Raw genomic sequence first — 24,006 nt, forward strand, 5'->3', positions numbered from 1 at the left:
CTAGAATTGTTTCAAGTGTAGGAATGTCCTTATTAAATGGAGAATTGTAATGTCATATATATAAAGGAGGCGTTAAACTTGGAAACATACGATTGGAACAGTAAACTAGCATATTTAAAAAACACAAGAGATTTATATTACAACGACGATTATGTAAGCTTTTTAGTAAATATGGTTTGGAAGATTACTAAGCCAGTACATATTGTTGATTATGGTTGTGGATATGGTTATTTAGGCTTAGTATTAATGCCTTTACTTCCAGAAGGATCAAAGTATACAGGCATTGATAGTGGAGAAACATTATTATCTGAAGCGAGAGAGTTGTTTCGTTTACTTCCGTATGAGACAGAATTTCTTGAGGGAGATGCTACAGAAATTGAATTGAAAGATACATACGATATAGCAATTTGTCATGCTTTCTTATTACATATGAGTTCGCCAAAAATGATGCTAAAAAAAATGATACATTCAATTAAAAAGGGCGGAAAAATAATCTGTTTTGAACCACATTGGATATCAAATATGTCTTCATACTCTTTAGATGGAGAGAATCAATCGGAAATTATTAGGCTAGGTGCTTTGCAGAAGTTATTTGAAAATGACATGCAGAGAAGCGGAAAAGATGGAAATATTGGTATGAAAATACCGATGTGTTTAAGTGAACTAGGCGTAAAAAATATTGAATGTAGAGTAAGTGATAAAGTGAACTTTTTAGATTCTAATATGCACTATAATGATAAACAAAGGTTGTATCATTCATTAAAAGAAGAGGGGATTGCAGGGGATCCGGGTGATAAACAGCATTTTATAGAACGTTTAATGGCTAGAGGATTAACATATGATGATGCGCTAGCTCAATATGAAGCTGAACTCCGATTTTTTAAGGCATTTCATCTACATTCTTCTTTAGTATATGCTCCGAATATGAAAATTACATTTGGTGAAATAGTATGTTGAAAGATAGCGATTTATTGAGGATTGTCATTTTTTGTCGGTAAGTCGATATCCACCGTATAATCGCTGATATATTTTGAAAATCGTCGATATATTTAAATTATCGCCGATATAATTTCATGTACGGATTTCAGCTTCCAAAAGATAAAATCCTCATGTTACGTTATTCCATTTAATTAAACAAAATATGGAGAAAAACAATCATTTTTACTATATTTTGTTATAAATTTGAATAATATTAATTAATACCATCCATTATAAGAGATTTTAGTTGAATACCTACAATATGATGTGTAAAATCTAAGCAAGTAGCAGTACAAATAAATATTCGAGGTGAATACATGCTAGATTTTAAGCAGTTAGATGCTTGTTTGAAAGACAAGAGATTTATAGATGGATTACAGGAAATAAATAATGAAATTTCATATATAAAAGAAAAGAATACTTTATCTTATTTGAAGAGTTGGCTTGCTAGTGTTCCTTCACATAAGGAGTTTGACATATTAATACGTCTTACTGATGAAGGGCTTATGCACCAATACAGTTCATTCCTCATTCGCTACGCCTACAAAAAATTCCCAAATATGAGAACGCTCTCTTTATATTGTGATGAGTTAATTGATGAGCGGAAAATACTTGAAGTAGAACAGGTGTTAAAAGACTCATTAGAAGAGGTAAGTAAAGAAGAAATAGAAGCTGATCTTTTAGCGAAAACATATTTTACATTAGTACGATGTTTGTTGGAAATGAAACGAAATGAAGAAGCCCTAATCTATATGCAAAAGGCAGAGGAGTACAGTTCACGTGCCGTATTTGATAAATGGGGCTACGTCTATATGCATACAGGTGAATGGGAGAAAGCAGAAGAACAATTTATAGCCGGCATGCAGCATAAAGATTGTGAAGAGCTATCTACCTATTTATTATCACAATTATATGCGAATCAAGGAGAACAAAAACGTGCATTACAGCTAATTGATGATGCGATTGTAAAGTTCCCGCAAGTACCATATTTTCATTTTGAAAAGGTAAAATATTTATTAGATTTAAGGAAGTATGAAGAAATGTTAGCGGTAATAGATAACATAAATAATCAGCTTCCTTATCATGCGTATAAAGCTTACTTTGTACATTTACGTGCAGAAGCGCTTTACAAAATGAATAAACTTGTAGATTTACAACAGTTATTAAAAGAAGAAAAAAGTTTAAAAGAGTCTTTATATCATAATTTAGAAAAAAATCCAGATGGAAAAAAGGTGCATTTACCGATAGTTCCTATTGTACAAAAGGATAATTATTGTGTTCCGACAAGTTTAGAAATGATGTTGCAGTTATGGGGAGAAAAACGTACACAAGATGAAATAGCAGAGTTTATTTTTGATATGACAGGCTCAAAGTTTTCAGATACTGTTTCTTATTTAGAAGAATTAGGTTATGAATATCGTTATTTTAAAGGGAATGAGGAAAATTATAAGAGACTGCTGGATGAAGGGATTCCTGTTTTATTAAGTATAGATATTGAGCATGCTTCACATGTACAAGTGCTATCTGGATATGATGATACGTTACAAGCTTTTTATGTTCAAGATCCGAACTTTATAGAACCAGTTATTGTGGAATATAGTAAGTTACAAGAAAAATATCGTTACACAGGTTGTTTAGCGATTACGTTTGTTCCGAAAGAAAAGAAGGAGCAATTAGCATTTTTAAATGAAGAAGAAAATCATTATTTTAAATCTATTTTTTCTCTTACGGATCATCTAGATGAACATGATAAAGAGGGGATTCATAACTTAGTACAATTTTTAAAAGAGACGAGTGATAATCCGAATACGTGGTTATATACAGTTAAGCATTTAGATGTTGAAGTAGATAATGAGTTTATTATATGTTGTATTGAAAAGTTAATGGAGAAGTTTCCGAACTCAGATTTTGTTAAATTGCATGGTGCGCAGTGCTTTATTCGCCTTCAAGAATTAGAAAAAGCCGGGCAAATGCTGACAAGTGTTGAGAAGAAAAATAATCGTGCTTTATATCATTTAATAAACGGAAGATATGCTTTTGAACAGGAAAGTTATATAGAAGCGATTTCAAGTTTTCGTTCATCATTACAATTAGACGCAGATCAGCCGATTGCTTGGAGTTTTCTCGCTCTATCATACATGTATATCGATCAATCTGAAAAGGCGTTGCAGTTTTCTCAAGTTGCTTTAGAACGTAGTCCAGAAAGATTCACTTTAACGAATCACGGATTAATATTAATAGATTTGGAAAGATATGAAGAAGCGTATGAAATTTTTAATGACCTATTAAGAGAGAATAAAAATGAGGCACATGTATGGTATGAGCGCGCGAGATGTGCGCATCATTTAGGGAAATTACATTTAGCGATAAAAGGGCTTAAAGTAGCGATTTATTTGGATAGTAATGCACCCTACATCTATACGAAACTTTCGGAAATATACGAGTCTGATTTGAAGGATGAGGAAAGTACGAAAGAAATTTTATTAAAAGGTATTGAGAATTGTGACGATAAGGCACCTCTATACGTAAAACTCGGTGACTATCATTTTCAAAATGATAGTCTGGAAGAAGCAGAAACATTGTATAATCGTGCTTTAGAAGAAAATCATGATGATGTTTATTCTCACTTTGGACTTACGCAAGTTTATATGGCGAAAGAACAATACAAGGAAGCGAAACAATATATTCTCGGTATTGAAAAACAAATTGAAAAGAGCCAAGATTTTCTTATGAATGCGGGAATGGTTCTATGGGATGCTGAGGTTGAACTTGGTGGAAATGAAGAAGGGTTTAAAGTAGCTTTGTCTAAGTTAGAGAGTGGTATAAAGCAGAGTGAATATAATGTGGCAAGTGCGTTAGATGAATATGTGAATCGAATTAAAGGAACGGTATTTGTACAAAGAGGTATAGCATTCTTAAGAACGTTACACAAAGAAAGAAAAGAAATAAGCGAATACGGTTGTTATACAGGTATTTTATATGAATCTATTGGGCAGTACGGCCAAGCGATGAAAAGGTATAATAAGGCGATAGAACAAAAGGAAACGGCATTACCGTATTACCGAATTGGTGAAATACTTATGGCATTAGGGCAATTGACGGAAGCAAAACAGGCGTATGAAACATGTTTAGAGCTTGATGAGAATTTCGTAGGTGTGCATTTACAGCTTGCAGAAATATATGAAAAAGAAGAAAATCGTTCTAAAGAACAAAGTCATATGGTTCAGGCTATGAAAGAAGAGCCGATGCATATTAATATAGAATATTTGGCACAGCTTTCAGTAGAAATGAGTCTTCAGGAAGAGTTACTGACAGAACTAGAACAATTAGCGGACGAAGCACCTGAAATATGGCGATTAGATGCGATTGCATATGTGTATGGAGCGATGGATGAAATAGATAAAGAACAAGCACAGATTGAAGAGGCGCTTCAATTAGATAGTGAGCATATAGAAGTTCTATATCATTATGCCAAAGTGTTAGTGAAAAAAAGAAATGCAAAAGCAATTGAAATTGTAATGAAAGTTATACAAAAAGATGCAAATAATGAACGAATATTTGATGTGTATGTAAAAGCGATAGAACAACATAAGAAATTGTCTAACATACGAGATTTTCTTCATACATTAAAGGTGAAGAAGGCAGAAAGAAGTATGGCATTTATGTATGCTGCATCTGCGGTGACGGAAAGATGGATTGAACGTCAACAAAATGAACAGCCGAAAAAATCTATAATTACGAGAGCTTTTTATCGTATGAAAAACCGTGCGAAAGAAATTTCGATTATTACTACAATCATTGATTTGTATGAAATTTCGTTAAAGTTAAATCAAAAAAATAGTATGGCAGCGCAGCGATTTTCACTATTTTACGAGAATGTGGCGATGTATAAAGAGGCGATAGATGTATTGCAAACATCGTTAGAAAATAAATGGGATTACGATATAGCGAAGCAACTTGTAAATCTTTTCATGGCGTGTGAGGATGAAGATATGTTACGGGATGCTTCAGAATTAACGAAGCAAATGGTTCGAGAGTTACCAGATGATTATGATACGCTTCTTTTACAAGCACAAGTATTCTTTAAAATAGGAGAAGAAAGAAAAGCAGAAAAGATTACCTTACAATTAACGGAGCAAACACCGTTTGTAAGTAGAGCGTTTCTTGCTTTAGGAGAAATGTATCAAAGTCAAGAAAGGTTTGAAGAGGCAATTCATGTATTAGAAAATGCTTCTATACATCATCCAAATGAAGCAGCAATTCTTCTTTCTTTAGCATCTTCGTATCATGGTGCCGGACAAACACTAAAGGCCGAAAAAATAACAAATGATGTATTAACAATAGATGCGAGTGATTTGTTAGCAAGATACGATCGCGCTTGTTATTTAGCACAGTTAAATAGAATTGAAGAGGCGAAGCAAGAGCTTGAAATTGTTCTTCGTGAGGATGAATCAGGATTCTTTGCTGAGCTTATTGAAGAAGATGAAGATTTAGCTGGAATACAAGGATTTAAGAAATAATTGTATAGGAATTGTGAAAAAAGGGTATAATTAAATATATATTTAGAATTAGTTGACAATTTATTGCCCAATGGCATAAAATAGCTTTTAATAAAGTATACAAATCTGAAGACGAGAACGAGTAAAATAATGAATTGTTCCCCAGAGAGCCGGTGTATAGCTGAAAGCCGGTGTGCAGACGTTATTTGAAAATCATCTCCGAGGAGCCGAGGCTGAAATAAGTAAGCCCGGACGGATGTCTACCGTTACAAAGAACACGTATGATAGTACGTTGCTAAGTGCTATTAGCGAAGAGCTAATAGAATTAGGGTGGTAAAGCGGTTAAACCCGTCCCTACTTCATGGGGACGGGTTTTTTGTGTGCTTTAAAATATTCAAAAGGAGTGATTGTAGATGAAGAAAGTAGATGTAAAAGAGTCAGCTGTAGGGAGAGAAACACGTATTCGTAAGCAGTGGAACGAGCAAAGTATTTTCGAGCAATCAATTCAGAATCGAGAAGGCGCACAGTCTTTCGTATTTTATGAAGGACCACCAACGGCGAACGGTTTACCACACGTCGGACATGCACTTGGACGGACAATTAAAGATGTAGTAGCGAGATATAAAACGATGGCTGGTTATAAAGTGCTACGAAAAGCGGGATGGGATACACACGGTTTACCTGTAGAATTAGGTGTTGAGAAGCAACTCGGTATTTCTGGTAAACATGAAATTGAAGAGTATGGAATTGAGCCATTTATTCAGAAGTGTAAAGAGAGTGTATTCACATATGAGAAGCAGTGGCGTGAATTCACTGAAAGCATCGGTTATTGGGTAGATATGGATGATCCATACGTTACGCTAGAGAATCCATATATCGAAAGTGTATGGCATATTTTAGGGACGATTCATGAAAAAGGATTATTGTACAAAGGGCATAGAGTCTCACCATACTGCCCAAGTTGTCAAACTTCACTAAGTTCACATGAGGTTGCACAAGGGTATAAAACAGTAAAAGACTTAAGTGCAACAGTTAAGTTTCAAGTGAAAGATAGTGAAAATGAATATTTCCTAGGGTGGACAACAACACCTTGGACACTTCCAGCGAATGTTGCGCTCGCTGTACATCCAAATATGGAATACGTGAAAGCGAAACAAGAAGGTCATGTATACATTGTTGCGAAAGAACGTGTACAAGATGTATTAAAAGAAGACTATGAAGTATTATCTGTTCATAAAGGTGAAGAATTAGTAAACACATCTTATATGCCGCCATTTCCAATGAAAGAAGTTACAAATGGCTATCACGTTATCGCAGCAGATTTTGTCACGGCAGATAGTGGTACAGGACTCGTTCATATCGCTCCAGCATATGGGGAGGACGATTATAGAGTCGTTCAAAGTGAAGGATTGTCATTCTTGCATGTTGTAGATGAGAAAGGTGAGTATACAGAAGCAGTACCATTTTTGAAAGGGAAATTTGTAAAAGATTGTGACGTGGATATTGTTCGTCATTTAGCGAAGGAAGGCTTACTATATCATAAAGAAAAGTATGAACATAGCTACCCACATTGCTGGCGTTGTGATTCACCACTTCTTTATTATGCAGGAGAGAGTTGGTTAATCCGAACAACTGCAATTAAAGATACATTTTTGCAAAATAACGATTCTGTTACTTGGTATCCAGACCATATGAAACATGGACGCTTTGGTAAGTTTTTAGAAAATATGGTGGACTGGAATATTAGCCGAAATAGATATTGGGGAACACCATTAAACGTATGGGAATGTGAAAGTTGCGATCATCAATTCGCACCGAAAAGCATTGCTGATTTAAGAAAGCATAGTACAAAAGAAACACCGGAAGATTTGGAATTGCATAAGCCATATGTAGATGAAGTGCAAGTTTGCTGTGAAAAATGCGGAAGTACAATGAATCGTACACCAGAAGTAATTGATGTTTGGTTTGATAGTGGTTCCATGCCATTTGCGCAATATCATTATCCATTTGAAAATAAAGAGTTATTTGAAGAACAGTTTCCAGCGGATGTTATTGCAGAAGGCATTGATCAAACACGTGGATGGTTTTATAGTTTATTAGCAGTATCAGCACTATATACAGGAAAAGTGCCTTATAAACGAGTGTTATCACTAGGGCATGTATTAGACGAAGAAGGACAGAAAATGTCTAAAAGTAAAGGGAATGCACTAGATCCAGTTGATTTAGTAAATCAGTTTGGTGCAGATGCATTAAGATGGGCGCTACTCGTTGACAGTGCTCCGTGGAATGCGAAACGTTTCTCGGAAAGAACAGTACTGGAAGCAAAGTCTAAATTTGTAGATACATTAGTCAATGTGTATAGCTTCTACGTTTTATATGCAAATTTAGATAAGTATAATCCGAAAGAAACGTATGACGCAAAGCGGACGAAATTGGATGAATGGGTATTATCAAGATTGCATAGCACAACGAAAAAAGTGAGAACAGCACTTGATGATTATCAATTTACGAATGCAGCTCGTGAAATCGCGGCGCTTGTAGATGAAGTAAGTAACTGGTATGTAAGACGATCACGTAATCGTTTCTGGGAATCTGGTATGAATGCTGAAAAAGCAGCTGCGTATGAGACACTTCATGAAGTGCTTGTGACAATTAGTAAATTAATTGCACCATTTACACCGTTTGTCGCTGAAGATATTCATTTAAATTTAACTGGAAGTAGCGTTCATTTAGAGGATTATCCAGTTGTAAATGAATCACTACTTCAGCCGAAACTAGAAGCGGAAATGGATGCTGTTTTACAAGTTGTTGAACTAGGAAGAAGTAACCGTAATCAACATTCTTTAAAAGTAAAACAGCCGTTAGCGGAACTTGTATTACTAGCGCATAATGAAAATGATATGGATTGGGAATCTTATCATGATATCGTCATGGATGAGCTAAATGTCAAAGCGTTTCATGTTGAACTCGATGAAACGAAATACACGTCCTATCAATTAAAGTTGAACTTTAAAACAGCTGGGCCGAAGTTTGGTAAAAATGTGAATGCAATAAATGGATGGTTAAAACAATTATCAAAAGAAGAAGTACAACACTTTGTATCTACAGAAAGAGCAGTTTACGAAACTGCACCAGGAGAAGAAGTAGTTGTAACGGCTGAAGATGTAGTAGTAGAGAAAGTTGCGAAATCAGGGTTCTCTAATACGACTAACGGACAATATACAGTTATGTTAGATACGAATGTAACAGAAGAGTTGTTACAAGAAGGAGTGGCGCGTGAATTTATTCGAGCGGTTCAAGAATATCGTAAGCAGTTAAATTTACCGGTTAATTTACGAGTAGATGTTATTCTTGATACAGAGGAAGAGCTACAACGAACATTAACGAACCATAAAGATTTATTGGAAGAAAATTTACTCGTTAAGCGATTTACATTTGATCACTTAACGAATGAAGACGATGAACTATCTTTAGGTGAAGCGAAAGTTCGAATTAAATTAAGCGCGGCTCATTAAAGAAAAAAGGAAGTTGGAATCATTCCAACTTCCTTTTTGTATGATGGAAATTTATCCGGCTAACTTCCTCATAATCCGTTCGATAGGTCCTCTAGTAAATGTCTTTCTTCATAGCACACTAAATAAAATACTGTAGAAATATATTTCTACAGTATTTTTCTCATTTTATACATAAATATTGAGAAAATTTCACTCAACCTAAATGGAAAGGTAATAGAATTGTTTATAGAGAATTACTCGTAGATTCAATTTTTATCCCCCCATTTTGTGGGGAATGATTGCCTAGTGGTAATGGGATAAGGTTGAGCTACTTTATTAGGGGGAGTGGTTCTATGTTTAATAAAAAAATGGTGGCAATGGCAATGACTGTGCCGTTAGTAATGGGGACGATTTCTACGGTTTCGGCATTGGAAAAACAGCAGCAAGTAAAGCTAGAAGCTTATTCGCCGCAGAAAAAAGCAACTGAATATTTAAAAGAAAATGCTGCGCAGTATGGATTAAAAACAGACCTTTCAGACTTGCAATATATTTCTACAACAGAAACGTCAGTAGCTTCATATGTTAGGTTCCAGCAAGTTGTTAATGGTGCACCTGTATTTTCAAAACAAATTACAGTTACTCTTAACGGAGAGGGAAAGGGCGTACTTGCTGTTTCTGATTATCAATCCGTCAAAGGTGTGAAGGAAGTAACGACAAAAATTAGTGAAAAAGATGCAATACAAAAATCAATGGCGTATGTTGGAGAAGCAAGTGAGCAAAACTTATGGGCTCCTACAGAGAAAGAATTTGGATATATTGTTGAAGAGGGAATTGCTCGTCCAGTATATAAAGTGGTAGTCCATTCTAATAATCCATTTGGTGCATGGGAAACATTTATTGATGCGGAAAATGGGAAGTTAATTAAAAAGGTTGATATAAACCGAAAAGCTGAAGGGACAGGAAAAGTATTTTTACCTAACCCAGTCGTATCTAGCGGTAGTAAAGTAGGCTTAAAAGATAATAACGATGCAGATTCAACAGCGTTAACGAATCAATTGAAGACTGTTACGTTAAAAGGTTTAGATGGGACAGGATTTTTAATTGGAGAGTATGTAACGATTTCTTCAAAAGCAAAAACAAAATCTACAAATTTACAATTTAACTATACACGTGCAAATGATAGCTTTGAAGATGTTATGTCGTATTATCATATCGATACATTACAACGTTACATTCAAGGGTTAGGATTTAAAAATATTAATAATCGCTCTATTAAAGTGAATGTGAATGGAACGACGGCCGATAACTCATTTTATTCTCCGACAACGAAAGCTTTAACTTTTGGTACTGGCGGAGTAGATGATGCAGAAGATGCTGGTATTATCGCACATGAATACGGGCATTCAATTCAAGATAACCAAGTGCCTGGCTTTGGTAGTTCTGCAGAAGGCGGAGCGATGGGAGAAGGATTTGGTGACTTCTTAGGTGCTACGTATGAAGATGCAGTATCGACAACAGGCTACGGAAAAGCATGTGTTGGAGAATGGGATGCGACAGCTTATTCTAGTTCAGATCCGACGTGCTTGCGCCGATTAGATACGAATAAAGTGTATCCGAAAGATGTTACAAATGAGGTACATGATGATGGGGAAATTTGGGCACAAGGTCAATATGAGATGGCACAAGCTTTTGGACGTGATGTAGCAACGAAAATTATTTTACAATCACACTGGTCATTAACACCAAACTCTAAATTCAGTGATGGAGCAAAAGCGATTAAGCAAGCGGATGCTCTTTTATATGGCGGACAACATGCTGCTGATATCGATCGTATTTGGGCAGCAAGAGGAATTAGTACGAATTAATATAAAAAGTCGTGGCGTTTATAAGCCACGACTTTTTAATTTGCTTAAGAACTGGTACTAGTAAAGTAAGCTATATGAATGCTAATGTAAATTCATCCGCATTCTAGTTGTTTTTTTCGTCTTTAAAAACAAAATGCTCTTTAAATTTTCTAGACTCAACTTTTTGACCGTTTCTCATGGAGCGGAAAGGGTGTTCTTGCCAAGTAATGATTACATCAACTTCATCTGCTTTTGTAGCAACTGGAAAATTAGCATGTTCAAATCTAGTTTTTCCACTTGCTAAGCGACTTTCCTTTCGTGAGAAAAGTTCATATTTCGTTTTCGTTTTTGGCTCGTTGCGGAATACTTCGACTTGTACGTTATATACTTCACTGTTACCAACATTTTTTACTGAAAATTGATATGTTTTAAATTCATCTTCTTTAGCTTGAAGCATATTGTTACCTATGTTCTTCGGTTCATCAATATTCACTTTCCATTGATCAGAGTTTTGGGAGATTGGTAAAGATTTTGGTGAATAGGCGTATGTTTCATTCACTGCAATTAGGCATAACAAAAGAAGAAAGAAACTAATCGCTTTTTTCATATAAACACCTCGCTATAAAATTTTTATCCCGCTATTTGCCGGGCAGTAAGACCCTCCACCTCAAAATTCAGGGAAAGCAAAGAAGTTAGGTGGGGGGCGGGCTTACCGTAAAAGCCCGATTGGTGAGGGCTGATAATCAGTGGGGAGGAACAAAATCCCCACTGATTAAAGTTTCACTTTATCAATATGCGTAAATAAAACGGAAATTATGTAATAAAATGGAAATGGTGATACTTTGATTCAAATGAATTTGAAAAAACTTGAAGAGGTAGTAGGCGGTGAAGGGTTACAAGAATCGTTTCATCACATAGAGATACATGGTGTCTGCATAGATTCCAAAAGCATTAAAGAAGGAAATGTATTTGTTCCAATCATTAGGGTGAAAGATGGACATGATTATGTGAAAGAGGCATTCGATAATGGAGCTGTCGCTTCCTTATGGAAAAAGTCTTACAGCACTCCGCCAAAAGGGATGCCAATTATATTTGTAGATGACACTTTGTTTGCTTTGCAACAATTGGCACAATTTTATCGGAAAGAGCTAAATGTAAAAGTAATTGGAATTACAGGTAGTAATGGCAAGACAACGGTAAAAGATATAATAAGCACGATTGTAAGTACAACTCGTCGTGTGCATAAAACAAAGGGAAATTTTAATAGTCAAATCGGTTTACCATTAACTATTTTAGAAATGAAACGAGATACAGAGTTTTTAATTCTTGAAATGGGGATGAGTGAAAAAGGACAAATTCGAAACTTATCAATAATAGCACAGCCAGATGTAGTGATCATTACAATGATTGGTCATTCTCACTTAGAGACGCTTGGATCAAAAGAAGAAATTGCGAAGGCTAAATTAGAAATTATTGATGGATTAAAAGATGAAGGATTATGTTTGTATAATGGTGATGAGCCATTGCTTTTGAAAAATAAGAATTTATCGAGTATAACTTGTAAGGCATTTGGTGAAAAGTATACAAATGATTTGTTTCCAACAAACGTGCAATTAGATGAATATGGTGTTCATTTTAAATTAAATGATTCAAAAATACAGTACGATGTTCCCTTGCATGGAAAACATAATATTTTAAATGCGATTGTCGGAATCGCCGTAGGTCAATTTTATAATGTCCCCACAGAAAAAATACAGAAAGCATTGCGACAAGTAAATATTACTCATATGCGCTTTCAATTTTTAACTGCTAAAACAGGTTTTACAATTATTAACGATGCATGGAATGCCAGTCCCTCTTCAATGAAGGCCGCAATTGAAACGTTACAGACATTAAATGCCTATAAGAAAAAAATGATAGTAATTGGGGATATGTTGGAGTTAGGGAAGAATGCTGAAACATATCATAGAGAAATTGGTAAAATGTTAAATCAAGAGAGCATTCAATATGTATTCACTTATGGAGAGTTAGCTGAAATTGTAGTGGAAGAAGCGAGAAAGAAATATGATATAGGAAAAGTACAGTCATTTAATAGTAAAGCCAAGATAGCAGAGGAAGTATTAAAAGTTATAACGAAAAAGGATATCATATTATTGAAAGGCTCACGTGGAATGGCTTTAGAGGAGATTGTACAAAATTGGATATGAAAGATCAAAATATATTTAAAAAGGCTTGCGTTTTATAAAACAAAGAGATAGAATACTCTGTAAATATAAAAAGTGAGGATCAGGAAAAGTACATAATGCAAAGGTCTACAGAGAGCAATCGGTTGCTGAGAAGATTGCGATACCGCATGATGGAAAGACACCTGTGAGTGTTGCTTTGAACGTGATAATTAGTAAAAGCAAACGGTACCTACCGTTATCAGGGCTAAGATGGTCATTATGACAATTTGGGTGGTACCGCGGAAAAATCCGTCCCTATTTATAGGGGCGGATTTTTGTATTCTTTGAAAGGAGGTGAGTGACCGTGGATGATGACGATGACAACAACAATAACGTAAATAAATATAAAATTACTGGAGGGAAATGTAATGAAGCGTTCACTCACAAAAGAATGTACGGAGCAAGGCGGCAAGGTTGTATTACTTCAAGGATGGGTAAAAAAAATTCGTCATCTAGGTAATATTAGTTTTTTATTAATAAGGGATCGATCAGGAGTTATGCAATGTGTACTAGAAAATGAGTTAGCTGGATTTAAAGTAGATGTGGAAAGTGTTGTGCAAGTAGTTGGTCAAATAGTAGAGACTTCGAAAACAGAATTAGGGGTGGAAGTGCTTGCTCATGAAGTGAAAATATTAAACGGCGCAGAACCACTTCCATTTGAAATAAATAAAAAGAAATTGCACGTTGGCTTAGATCAACTTCTAAATGAGAGAGTATTATCATTAAGACATGAGCGAACCGCCGCGATATTTAAAGTAAAATCTACGCTCGTTCAGAGCTTTAGTGAATTTCTTATAGAGAACGATTTCACACGTGTATTTACTCCGAAAATTGTTTCACAAGGGGCAGAAGGAGGAGCAAATGTTTTTAAGCTTCCATACTTTCAAAAAGAAGCTTATTTAGCACAATCACCTCAGTTTTATAAACAAATGATGGTAGCTGGAGGGTTAGAACGTGTTTTTGAAGTTGCACCTGTTTACAGAGCGGAGCATCATAATTCTTCCCGTCATTTGAATGAATATATATCGTTAGACGTAGAACTTGGATTTATTCATGATTTTTATGAAGTGATGCAACTAGAAACGGATGTTTTACGATATATGTTTCAACAAGTAGCAAAAAACTGTGAAAAAGAACTAAAACTATTACAAATAGAAGTACCTGTTATTACAGAAATACCGAAAATTACATTGTTACAAGCGCAAGAAATTTTGAAAAGTAAGTACCAGAAAGAATCGCCAATTGGGGATTTAGATACAGAAGGTGAGAAGCTATTAGGGAAATATGTGAAGGAAACATATAAGAGTGAGTTTGTTTTCATTACACATTATCCGAAAGAAGCTAGGCCGATGTATACGATGCCAAATAAAGAGAATCCATCTATTACTGATTCGTTCGACTTACTATATAAAGGACTAGAAATAACTTCAGGGGCGCCGCGAATTCATGATTACGAAATGTTACTCACTTCTTTTAAAGAAAAAGGATTACATCCAGATACGTTTCAATCTTATTTAAATACATTCCGATATGGTTGTCCCTCGCACGGTGGCTTTGGAATTGGATTAGAGAGAGTTGTATACAAACTATTGGAATTAACAAATGTACGAGAGGCGAGTGCTTTTCCGAGAGATTGTACGCGTCTTATTCCTTTCAACACATGTTAAAAGGAATAATTTTTTGTGTGAAAATATGTAAATTATATTAAGAACATTTTATAATGAATTGAGAAAAAGAAAATTCATAAGTTATAATGAAATATGAATATAAAAAAAGTTCATATAATAATGTATGGAAGGGTATGAAACATGTTATATCAAACTCAAGCAACACAACAAACACCAGCTTATATAATTTATCTTCTTGATGTAAGCGCATCAATGAACCAAATGATGGATGCAGGCGGAGAAGAAAAAAGAAGAATTGATATTGTAACGGATGCTCTTTCTTTAGCGATTCGCCAAATGGTATTTCGTTCAACAAAAGGTAGTCGCTTGCTTCCAAGGTATAAGTTATCTATTTTAGCCTATAGCGATCATGTTTTTGATTTATTGGGTGGTGTGAAAACAATAGACGAGGTAGCAAGACTGCGTCCATTAGAAAAAATTCAAACGCATCGTTTAACTGATACAGCAAAAGCTTTCTCTGTAGTGGAGAAGTTATTGCAAAAGGAATTACCAAATTTACAAGATGGACCAGCTCCTGTTGTTTGTCATATGACAGATGGGGCATCAACTGGTGAAGATCCAGAATTAATTGTACGAAGAATTATGAATATGTCTGTACCTGATGGAAACGTACTAATTGAAAATATTTTTATTTCAGATGAAATTATGCAAGAACAAATTTCTAATATAAAGAAGTGGGAAGGGATTATGCCAAATACAGAGATTACAGATGAATATGGTGCAAAGTTGCAAAGACTTTCATCGCCTATACCTCAAAGCTATCGTGAGATGATGACGGAACATGGGTTTCATATTGCAGATGGTGCTGTGATGATGTTTCCTGGGACAAATGCGGACTTAGTATCACTTGGATTTCAAATGTCTGCTGCAACGCCGGTTCGATAGGAGGGGGGAGTAAGGTGAAATATACCCTATCGCAAAAGGAAGAAACGGTATTGCAAGAAAAGGAAACGAAACATTTTACTTATAGATATAGTTATGTAAGAGCAAAAGAAACGCAGGATTTAAACGAGAGTGGACAAGACTTTCTAGTATTTCTAGATAATGGAACTAGTTTCGTATTTGCCTTATGTGATGGTGTAGGGCTATCTTTTCATGGTGAAATTGCTGCGGAATTTCTTGGTATGAAGTTAGTAAACTTGTTTGATACATGTCAAGAAAGTGGACTGGATATTGCTACATTATTAAATGAACAGTTAAATAATTGGATAGAAGAAGCTTCAGAGGAAGTGAGTGCATTTCGATTGCCAGAAGAAACACCGTGGTTACTACGCGATGTTTTGGAAGAAAAGCGAAAAAAAGGTAGTGAAGCGATGTTTACTGGCGGGAAAATAGAACTCATTCCAAATCAAGATAAAGTACAAATAACGATAGTTACACATGGCGATTCATTTGTACAATTGTTTCAAGATAAGGAGAATTGTTCGAATGTAATGAAGTTTAAGAGAAATATAAAGAAAAGATGGTCTACACAGCGAGGCATTATTGGTGGGGAATTGGCGGTTTTTTCAAAGGTATTATCTAGACAAGAAGCTAATCGGATAGTTATTCACTCAGACGGACTTTTGCCACTTAAGCAGTATAACTTTGAGGAAGTGTTAAAAGAAATTGAGAGGGCACAGAACTCTCCGACAAGCGATGATATTTCATTTTTAGATGTTTCTTGGTAACAAACATGATGGAAAAAAGGTGAATAAACGTGGAAGAGATTATTGTGACATACATAAAACAGTCAAATGAAGAAATTGATATTGCAATTCCAAATGACGTAAAAGTGGTGCAAATTATTGAAGCGATTTTACATCATGAAAAAATAGATGAAGCATTAAGCGGAATCTATGAAATTAGAGTAGCAAAAGATAAAGAAGAGTGGCATTCTATTCGAAATGATGAAACGTTGCGCGATAATGATGTGTGGGATGGACAATATGTAATGCTACATAAAAAAGGAGCAATTATCCCTTCTTTTGAAATGATGCCAGCAGAAGAAGTTTATAATGAACCTGTTAAACAAGATATGTCTTCTAGTGAAGAAGATTATGTATGGAAAATCATTGAGTAATAGTTTTGGGATGGGGAAGGAGAAATGTTTTGTGCAAAAATCACCGTATTTTCAACGCTCTCCGCGTGTGAAAGTAGATATACCAACAGGGGATGTTATTATTCATGATCCACCGAACATACCGGAGGAGCCGAAGTTTTCAATTGAAACAATGTTACTGCCTGCAATGATGACAGTTTTAACATTGGTATTATATTTTGTAATGATGAAATTTATGAAGATGAATGCAAGTTATATGCCATTAATGATGGTTTCAAGTATTCCGATGTTGGGATCATATATAATTACAACGATGGGGCATTTCCGTAAAAAGAAAGAACATCGTCAAATGGTTGAACAATTACAAACAAGATATTTAGAGCAAATTCAAAAGCATCGAGTGGAATTAGATACATTAAAGGTTGAACAAGCAAAATATTTAATTACACAAAATCCAAGCCCATTAAAAAGTGTACAAAGAATTGAAAATCGGGAAAGTAATTTATGGGAGAGAACACCTGAAAGTCCAGACTTTTTAGATATTCGTATTGGTACAGGAGAAAGACCATTTCTTGTAGAATTGAAGGTGCCTGAACAGAAAGGTTATGAAGAAAATCCATTAGTTACAGAAGCGCAAAATGTGAAAAGGGATTTCAATACGATACCAAATGGACACATTTCCATTTCTTTGAAAAAAAACGATGTGATTGGTGTAGTTGGAAATAAAGAAGATAGACTAAACTTTATTCGAATTGTAACGACGCAAATTATGACGCATCATGCACCAAATGAAGTGAAAATAGCTGCATTTTATCATGAGAAAGAGAAAAAGCAGTGGGATTGGATGAGGTGGCTTCCTCACGTATGGGATGAACAGAGAAGTATGCGCTTTTTATCTGAAAATCAACAAGATGCACAGAAACTAGCTGAAGTACTATTTACCCCACTTAACATGCGTAGAATCTATAATTCTTCTGCGCAAGCGGATGCAAAAGTTCCTTTAATTCCGATGTATGTTTTTTTCTTATCAGCGAGAGAATTTTTAGAAGATGATCCTTTAACTCCAATGTTACTTAGAGAAGGTGAAAGCGTAGGAGCTTCTACATTTATTTTTGCGGAACAAAAGGAAAGGTTACCGATGGAATGTGATCTTGTAATAAGTTTAAATGGAGAAGATGGTGAGTTAGTAGAAACGTTTTCAAGTTCAGCTGAAAATAGTGGGACAACGCGTGCTAGTTTTAAAGTAGATCGACTTTCATTCGAACGATGTGAACTAGGAGCGCGAAGCATTGCTCCAATTCGAATGAAAAGTTCTACAGCAGCCAACATTCCGAAAGTATTAACATTTTTAGACTTGTTTCAAGCTAAAAACATGGAAGAATTACAAGTGCTAGAGAGATGGAAAGAAAATCGATATCCGACTTCATTACCGGTTCCAATTGGTGTAAGAGAAGGAAGTAAACCTGTTTTTCTAAATATTCACGATAAAATAGAGAAAAAAGGGCATGGTCCGCACGGTCTAATGGCTGGTACAACTGGATCCGGAAAAAGTGAAGTGATTCAGTCTATAATAGCGGCGTTAGCGGCAACCTATCATCCTCATGAGATGGCATTTATGCTTATCGACTATAAAGGTGGTGGAATGTCAAATACATTTGCGGGATTACCGCACATTATTGCATCTATTACGAACTTAGAAGATCCAAATTTAATTGAGCGTGCCAGAATTTCATTAAAAGCAGAATTAGAGCGTCGACAAAAATTATTCATTCAGGCTGGAAATGTTCAGCATTTAGATGAATATTATGAAACAAGCTGGCGTGAAAAAGAACCTTTACCACATTTATTTATTGTTATTGATGAGTTTGCTCAAATGAAAAAGGAACAACCAGAATTTATGGACGAGCTAATTAGTGTCGCTGCAATAGGAAGGACATTAGGAGTTCATTTATTATTAGCAACTCAAAAACCTTCGGGGGTTGTAAATGACAAGATTTGGAGTAACTCGCGTTTTCGAATTTGTTTACGTGTCCAAGATGATGCGGATAGTCGTGAAATGTTAAAGATTCCAGATGCCTCTAAAATCAATGTACCAGGACGAGGGTATCTCCAAGTTGGTAGCAATGAAGTATTGGAATTATTCCAATCAGCATGGAGCGGAGCACCTTATAATCCAGATGAAGAGAAAGTTCTTGATATTGTTGATTTTACAGAAGTTAAGCTCTCGGGTGAAAGAATAAAAGTGAAAAAGCGTCCAAAACCAATGACAAATAGTCCAAAACAACTACAAGCTTTTATTCAATATGTACAGAGCGTATCAGAAAAAGAAAATATTAAAGCATTACCAGGACCTTGGCTGGATCCATTACCGGAAAAATTATTGTTAAAAGAATTTTATGCTATGGAAGATTGGACAATTGCTGAGTGGAATAAATCAAAAGAATATTTACAAGTAACAGTAGGATTAATTGATGATGTTGCAAATCAAGCGCAATTTCCGCTGAAGTTAGATTTACAAGAAGGACATTTAAATATTTATGGTATGCCAGGAACAGGAAAAACAACGATGTTACAAACAATTATTATGTCCCTAGCAGTATCTCATACACCAGAAGAAGTGAATTTTTATATTATTGATTTTGGTCGTATGTTCTTAGATTTTAGAGATTTACCTCATGTAGGCGGGGTTGTACAAGAGGACGAAAATGAAAAAATGAAACGTCTATTCGGATTTTTAAAGAAGGAAATCACGCATAGAAAAGAGAGTTTTTCTAATATCGGTGCAAAGTCATTCTCTATGTATAATCGAATGGTTGGAAAGAAAATTCCTGCTATCGTTGTAATGGTAGATGGTTATATAAGATTTAAAAATGAATTCGAAAAAGAGAATGAAGTATTAGAAATATTATTACGCGAATCAAGCACATATGGCGTGTACTTCTATTTCTCACTTAATCAAACAATTGATATGTTTGATCGTGTTCGTAATAATATACCGATGGCAATTACATTTGAATTGCAAGATAGAGCTGAATATCCTAGTTTAGTTGGTAGACCGAATTTCCCGTTAATTGAAGTTCCTACTGGCCGTGGGTTAATGAAAGGTCAATCACCGGAATTGTTCCAAGCAGCACTACCGTTTATAGGTGAAAGTGAATTAGAATACTCACAGCAATTAAAAACGATTATTCAAAAAATGGGCAGTGAATGGAATGGTGAAAAAGCAAAAGAGATTCCAATGGTTCCTAAAGAAATATTTGTAGAAGATTTAGTTGAGCAATTAGAACCAACTCAAATTTCTGCAGGAGTTGAAACAGACGATATCCGTTTGCAAAATTTTTCATTGGACGAAATGAATCATATATTTATCGGTGGAAGAATAGAAGGTGGAAAAACATCATTATTACAAACACTTCTTTTCACTACTACATACCAATACTCTCCAGAAAAGGTTGAGCTATACTTAGTAGACCTTGGTGAAAGACCTACTGGCATATTAGCTCTTGGAGATTTACCTCATGTGAAGAAGAAAGTTACAGATGATATGCAATTAAAAGAAATGTTAGATGAATTGTTAGAGCTAATAAATAATAGAGAAGCAGTAGTACCTTCTATAGATCCAAACGTAACAGTGGAGTTTCCATATAAGAAAATAATCATTGCAATTGATGATATTGATCAAATGTTAACTGTATTATCTATTGATTATGAGGCGAAAAATAAAATGGAACTAATAGTTCAAAATTGTAAAAATAAAGGGATTCATTTTTTAACGGCGGCTACAACATCTAGTGTAAATAACTTTTCACATGAAAAATGGTTTGCGGAAATTAGAAAGAGAAGTATTGGTTATTTATTAGGAACGACTCACAATAACGATGTATATTTCTTTAATATGAAACTTCCACATGCTGAAATCGATCAAGAATTATTAAGTGGGGATGGATATTGCATACGTAGAAAGCCAATAAAAATAAAATGTGCATATACACCGTTACATTTACTGCGCACGATGACAGACAAAATTAGTGTGAAATGGTCTGAATTAAAAGTGAAATAATATTAAAATAGGGTTAAATTACTATAAAATAGAATTTTTTTGCAATTTAACTCTTTTAAAATTGTATGAATATAGTTTATAATCTAATTGTTGTATCATTTATGATTTGAAAGGGGAAATTAATAAAATGACAGAAATTAAAATTAGACCAGAAGACCTTGAAAGAATTTCTAATAACTTTAATAACGCAGCTGCGGAAGCGCAAAGTCAAGTTAATAGACTTGAAGGCGATATTAAAAGTTTAGATGGTCAATGGGCTGGGTCAACACAAGCGAAATTCAGAGGGGAATTTGAAAATTCTAAACAAAAAATGCAACAATACATTCCTATTTTAGAAGGAATTTCGAGAGATCTAAAACGTATTGCTGAGAAATTCCGTAGTACAGATAACACATACTAAGAATAGAACAATTGCAAAAGATCAGGAGCTATTGTTCCTGGTCTTTTTTTTGAAAAATTGTTATACGAGAGTAAGGGGATAAAATGGGATTCCGACCAGAAGTAGGAGAAAAAATTAATCTTAATAAAGATGTTTATCGTTTTGAGAAACACCCAGCTGTAATTGGTATTGAGATGCCCTATGGTCAAGAGGGAAGACAAGGAACAGTTTATCAATTACAACAGGAAAATGGTGTAGAACGAATTGCATTAAAAGTTTTTAAGGAACGCTATCGTGAGGAAAAACATCAACTAGCATTTTTGAAACCACTTTCTTCCTTAGTGGGTCTGAAAGTATGTTCGCGCTATATCGTTACTAAAGAAGAACATACATCTGCTATCGAAAAATCAGAAGATCTTGCTAATAGTATTGTAATGCCTTGGATTGAAGGTCCAACTTGGGCTGATATTTTACAAGAACAACGAGTGTTATCAAAAGAACAATGTTTCTTTATTGCAGAAGCATTTCTTACAACACTTAAAATGATGGAGGAAAATGAAGTTGCTCATAATGATTTATCGTCTAGCAACGTACTCGTACCTTTCTTAAGTGAAAATGCAATTGAAGGTCAACACTATATCGAACTTGTTGATGTTGAGCAAATGTATGGCCCAAAAACGAAAAGACCTTCGTTATTGCCAGCAGGTTCAGCGGGTTACGCACCAATGTATTTAAAAAGTGGAGTATGGCAAAAAGAAGCCGATCGATTTGCAGGCGCTATTTTATTGGGAGAAATATTAAGTTGGTGTAGTGAAGAAGTTCGAAATGAAAAATGGACGGATGCAAGCTACTTTAAAACGGAAGAAATGCAGACAGAATGTGGAAGGTATACGTTACTTCAGCAAGTATTACATAATCAATGGAACGGGGAAATTGCAAAATTATTTAAGCAGGCATGGAGTAGTAATTCTTTCGCAGAATGCCCAAGCTTTGCACAGTGGTACGATGTATTTAATAGCGCGAGAGAAAGAATAAAAATTGATGCGGAAAGGCAGTCAGCAGAAGAACACTCTCTTTTTGTATCAAAATGTTTGGAAATTGCAAGATTATTAGAAGAGAGAGGATTTAAACAAGCGGCATTATATGAATATAAAATAATTTTCAATTCACTCAATCCATCAACAGCTCTGCAAAAAGAACTCGCATATATCATTCAAACTATGGAGAGTCAAGAGCCTGAAATAAATAATAAAATGGTCCTACAACATTATTTGGAATTAGCTACTGAATTGGAACGAGAAAACAATGCAGCATTTGCTTGTTTCGTCTATTCACGAATCGTACAATTTCCAAACATTGATCAGGCGTTAAAACAGGAAATTGAAAGCATTATTAAAGAGATAGAAGAAGAGCAAGGAACACAGTCGCAGCAAGAAGTAGCAGCTACAATTACAGTGCCAAATAGCATTCTACAGAGCCGAAAACAAACGAAAAAACAAGTGGAATATGATATAGATGATGAGATTTTAAATGCAAAAGCATCCAATCAACCACTTACAGTAGCGCATGAACAAAGTGAACCGTCACCTTTTTCTAAATGGTGGAAAAAGAATAAAAAACGGATTTTGATTATTGGCTCAACTGCAGTTGTTGTAATAGGTGGTTCGACGTTGTTTTATTTCTACACAACAAATGCTAAATATCAAAAGTTTATGGAACAAGCACGACAAGCTTATGATGATAAAAAATATACAAAAGCAGAAGAAGCTGTTGGACAGGCAATTGCTGTGAAGGGGAAAGACGAGGCATATCTCCAATTAGCAACGATTTACGTTGCTGAAGGAAAAAATAAAATTGCAATCGATTATATTACAAAACTAATAAAAGATAGAGAAATCGATAAAGAAAATAATGAAGCTGCTTATCTATTAGCTTCAGCGAATTTCCGCATTGGAAAATATCAAGAAGCAGTGCAAAATTTTGAACAAGCGCTAGCGAATAATGCAAAAGGAATTGAAGCATACAAAAAAGATGCGATGCGAGATTTAGCTGTAAGTCATATGAAAATGAAAGAATTTGAAAAAGCGGAAGATGTTATTGTCAAAATGAGTACGAAGACAAATGAAGATAAAGCAATTGTTTCGTATTTAAAAGGTCAATTATCAACCGCAACGGTACAGTTAGATAAAGCAGAATCTTTCTTTAAAGAAGCTATTATGCAAGATTCAAAGAATGCCATATATACAATTGAACTTTCAAATTTATATGTGCTTTGGAATAAAACAAATCTAATTGATAGTGCGAAGAAAGAAATGAATTATCAACAAGCATCTCACATTTTACAAGTAGCGATTCAAAAAGATATGAAAAATATTGAGTTGTTAAATCAACTAGGAATTGTGTATTACGAAGCGGGTCAATTTTATGAAACGCGAGATGGTGCAAAGAGTACTGCTGCATATCAGCAAGCGTTAGAAGCTTACAATAGAGTTGTCAGCAGTGGAACACGCGACATAAATACGCTTGTAAATATAGGGATTTTATACGATAAAGTGGGACAAGGGAATGAAGCAGAGAAGCTTTTCACAGAAGCATACGCACAAAACGATGAAAATCCACATGTGAATTTTGCATTCGGGATGTTTAAAATTAAACAGAAAAAATACGAGGAAGCAAGTCGTTTCTTAAGAAAAACAGTGCAAGCAAATGAAAATGAATCCGAAGTAAGAGCTGCGCAAGAAAAACTAACAGAAATGAAAACAAACGGTTGGATTCAATAAAGATAGGAAAAGGGGAAA

At 34.9% G+C, this 24,006-nt stretch carries 13 protein-coding genes and 2 other annotated features; of the genes, 12 read left to right on the forward strand and 1 reads right to left on the reverse strand.

Annotation, left to right across the window (positions count from 1 at the left end):
- The first annotated feature begins 36 nt into the window (after positions 1-36).
- The 4 genes from JDS99_RS14220 (at position 37) to JDS99_RS14235 (ending at position 10,836) form a co-directional block, all read left to right on the forward strand.
- Positions 37-957, forward strand: coding sequence for a class I SAM-dependent methyltransferase (locus JDS99_RS14220; protein WP_199695247.1), 921 nt, complete (start codon positions 37-39; stop codon positions 955-957).
- 338 nt (positions 958-1,295) lie between these two features.
- The gene (locus JDS99_RS14225) at positions 1,296-5,498 is read left to right on the forward strand and encodes a bacteriocin-processing peptidase family protein (protein WP_199695248.1); all 4,203 of its coding nucleotides are present in this window, start codon (positions 1,296-1,298) and stop codon (positions 5,496-5,498) included.
- Positions 5,499-5,597: 99 nt separating this feature from the next.
- Positions 5,598-5,836: a binding site (T-box leader), on the forward strand.
- Positions 5,837-5,890: 54 nt separating this feature from the next.
- Positions 5,891-8,992 carry an isoleucine--tRNA ligase gene (gene ileS / locus JDS99_RS14230; RefSeq protein ID WP_199695249.1) on the forward strand — a complete coding sequence of 1,034 codons (3,102 nt, stop codon included), beginning with the start codon at positions 5,891-5,893 and terminating at the stop codon, positions 8,990-8,992.
- A gap of 332 nt (positions 8,993-9,324) precedes the next feature.
- On the forward strand, positions 9,325-10,836 hold the full coding sequence (locus JDS99_RS14235) for a M36 family metallopeptidase (protein ID WP_046959291.1): 1,512 nt from the start codon (positions 9,325-9,327) through the stop codon (positions 10,834-10,836).
- 103 nt (positions 10,837-10,939) lie between these two features.
- Here JDS99_RS14235 and JDS99_RS14240 read toward each other — a convergent pair whose 3' ends face one another.
- Positions 10,940-11,422: a hypothetical protein gene (locus tag JDS99_RS14240; protein ID WP_088609112.1), complete on the reverse strand. Its 483-nt coding sequence runs from the start codon at positions 11,420-11,422 to the stop codon at positions 10,940-10,942.
- 244 nt (positions 11,423-11,666) lie between these two features.
- Between JDS99_RS14240 and JDS99_RS14245 the strand changes: the two genes are divergently transcribed.
- The 8 genes from JDS99_RS14245 to JDS99_RS14280 all read left to right on the forward strand — a co-directional run bounded on the left by JDS99_RS14245 (position 11,667) and on the right by JDS99_RS14280 (position 23,988).
- Entirely contained in the window at positions 11,667-13,022 is a 1,356-nt protein-coding gene (locus JDS99_RS14245; protein WP_199695250.1) for a UDP-N-acetylmuramoyl-tripeptide--D-alanyl-D-alanine ligase, read from the forward strand.
- A gap of 66 nt (positions 13,023-13,088) precedes the next feature.
- Positions 13,089-13,300: a binding site (T-box leader), on the forward strand.
- A gap of 108 nt (positions 13,301-13,408) precedes the next feature.
- The gene (gene aspS / locus JDS99_RS14250) at positions 13,409-14,707 is read left to right on the forward strand and encodes an aspartate--tRNA(Asn) ligase (RefSeq protein ID WP_199695251.1); all 1,299 of its coding nucleotides are present in this window, start codon (positions 13,409-13,411) and stop codon (positions 14,705-14,707) included.
- 141 nt (positions 14,708-14,848) lie between these two features.
- Positions 14,849-15,613 (forward strand): vWA domain-containing protein, encoded by a 765-nt coding sequence (locus tag JDS99_RS14255; protein ID WP_044792564.1) that lies wholly within the window; start codon positions 14,849-14,851, stop codon positions 15,611-15,613.
- A gap of 14 nt (positions 15,614-15,627) precedes the next feature.
- Positions 15,628-16,398 carry a PP2C family serine/threonine-protein phosphatase gene (locus JDS99_RS14260; RefSeq protein WP_097907629.1) on the forward strand — a complete coding sequence of 257 codons (771 nt, stop codon included), beginning with the start codon at positions 15,628-15,630 and terminating at the stop codon, positions 16,396-16,398.
- 29 nt (positions 16,399-16,427) lie between these two features.
- Entirely contained in the window at positions 16,428-16,790 is a 363-nt protein-coding gene (locus JDS99_RS14265) for an EsaB/YukD family protein (RefSeq protein ID WP_000391141.1), read from the forward strand.
- Positions 16,791-16,821: 31 nt separating this feature from the next.
- Positions 16,822-20,829 (forward strand): type VII secretion protein EssC, encoded by a 4,008-nt coding sequence (essC, locus tag JDS99_RS14270; RefSeq protein WP_199695252.1) that lies wholly within the window; start codon positions 16,822-16,824, stop codon positions 20,827-20,829.
- A gap of 127 nt (positions 20,830-20,956) precedes the next feature.
- Positions 20,957-21,229 carry a WXG100 family type VII secretion target gene (locus JDS99_RS14275; protein WP_000136048.1) on the forward strand — a complete coding sequence of 91 codons (273 nt, stop codon included), beginning with the start codon at positions 20,957-20,959 and terminating at the stop codon, positions 21,227-21,229.
- Between the two features lie 83 nt (positions 21,230-21,312).
- Complete coding sequence (locus JDS99_RS14280) at positions 21,313-23,988, forward strand: tetratricopeptide repeat protein (RefSeq protein WP_097889499.1); 2,676 nt, start codon at positions 21,313-21,315, stop codon at positions 23,986-23,988.
- Positions 23,989-24,006 lie beyond the last annotated feature (18 nt).

Source organism: Bacillus cereus group sp. N6, assembly GCF_016483705.1.
Lineage (GTDB): Bacteria > Bacillota > Bacilli > Bacillales > Bacillaceae_G > Bacillus_A > Bacillus_A wiedmannii.

Bases quoted from the DNA above. Each gene is read 5' to 3' on its own strand.
- JDS99_RS14240 (WP_088609112.1), bottom strand. From the start codon at position 11,422: ATGAAAAAAGCGATTAGTTTCTTTCTTCTTTTGTTATGCCTAATTGCA.
- JDS99_RS14220 (WP_199695247.1), top strand. From the start codon at position 37: ATGGAGAATTGTAATGTCATATATATAAAGGAGGCGTTAAACTTGGAA.
- JDS99_RS14245 (WP_199695250.1), top strand. From the start codon at position 11,667: ATGAATTTGAAAAAACTTGAAGAGGTAGTAGGCGGTGAAGGGTTACAA.
- JDS99_RS14235 (WP_046959291.1), top strand. From the start codon at position 9,325: ATGTTTAATAAAAAAATGGTGGCAATGGCAATGACTGTGCCGTTAGTA.
- JDS99_RS14280 (WP_097889499.1), top strand. From the start codon at position 21,313: ATGGGATTCCGACCAGAAGTAGGAGAAAAAATTAATCTTAATAAAGAT.
- JDS99_RS14255 (WP_044792564.1), top strand. From the start codon at position 14,849: ATGTTATATCAAACTCAAGCAACACAACAAACACCAGCTTATATAATT.
- ileS (WP_199695249.1), top strand. From the start codon at position 5,891: ATGAAGAAAGTAGATGTAAAAGAGTCAGCTGTAGGGAGAGAAACACGT.
- JDS99_RS14275 (WP_000136048.1), top strand. From the start codon at position 20,957: ATGACAGAAATTAAAATTAGACCAGAAGACCTTGAAAGAATTTCTAAT.
- JDS99_RS14225 (WP_199695248.1), top strand. From the start codon at position 1,296: ATGCTAGATTTTAAGCAGTTAGATGCTTGTTTGAAAGACAAGAGATTT.
- aspS (WP_199695251.1), top strand. From the start codon at position 13,409: ATGAAGCGTTCACTCACAAAAGAATGTACGGAGCAAGGCGGCAAGGTT.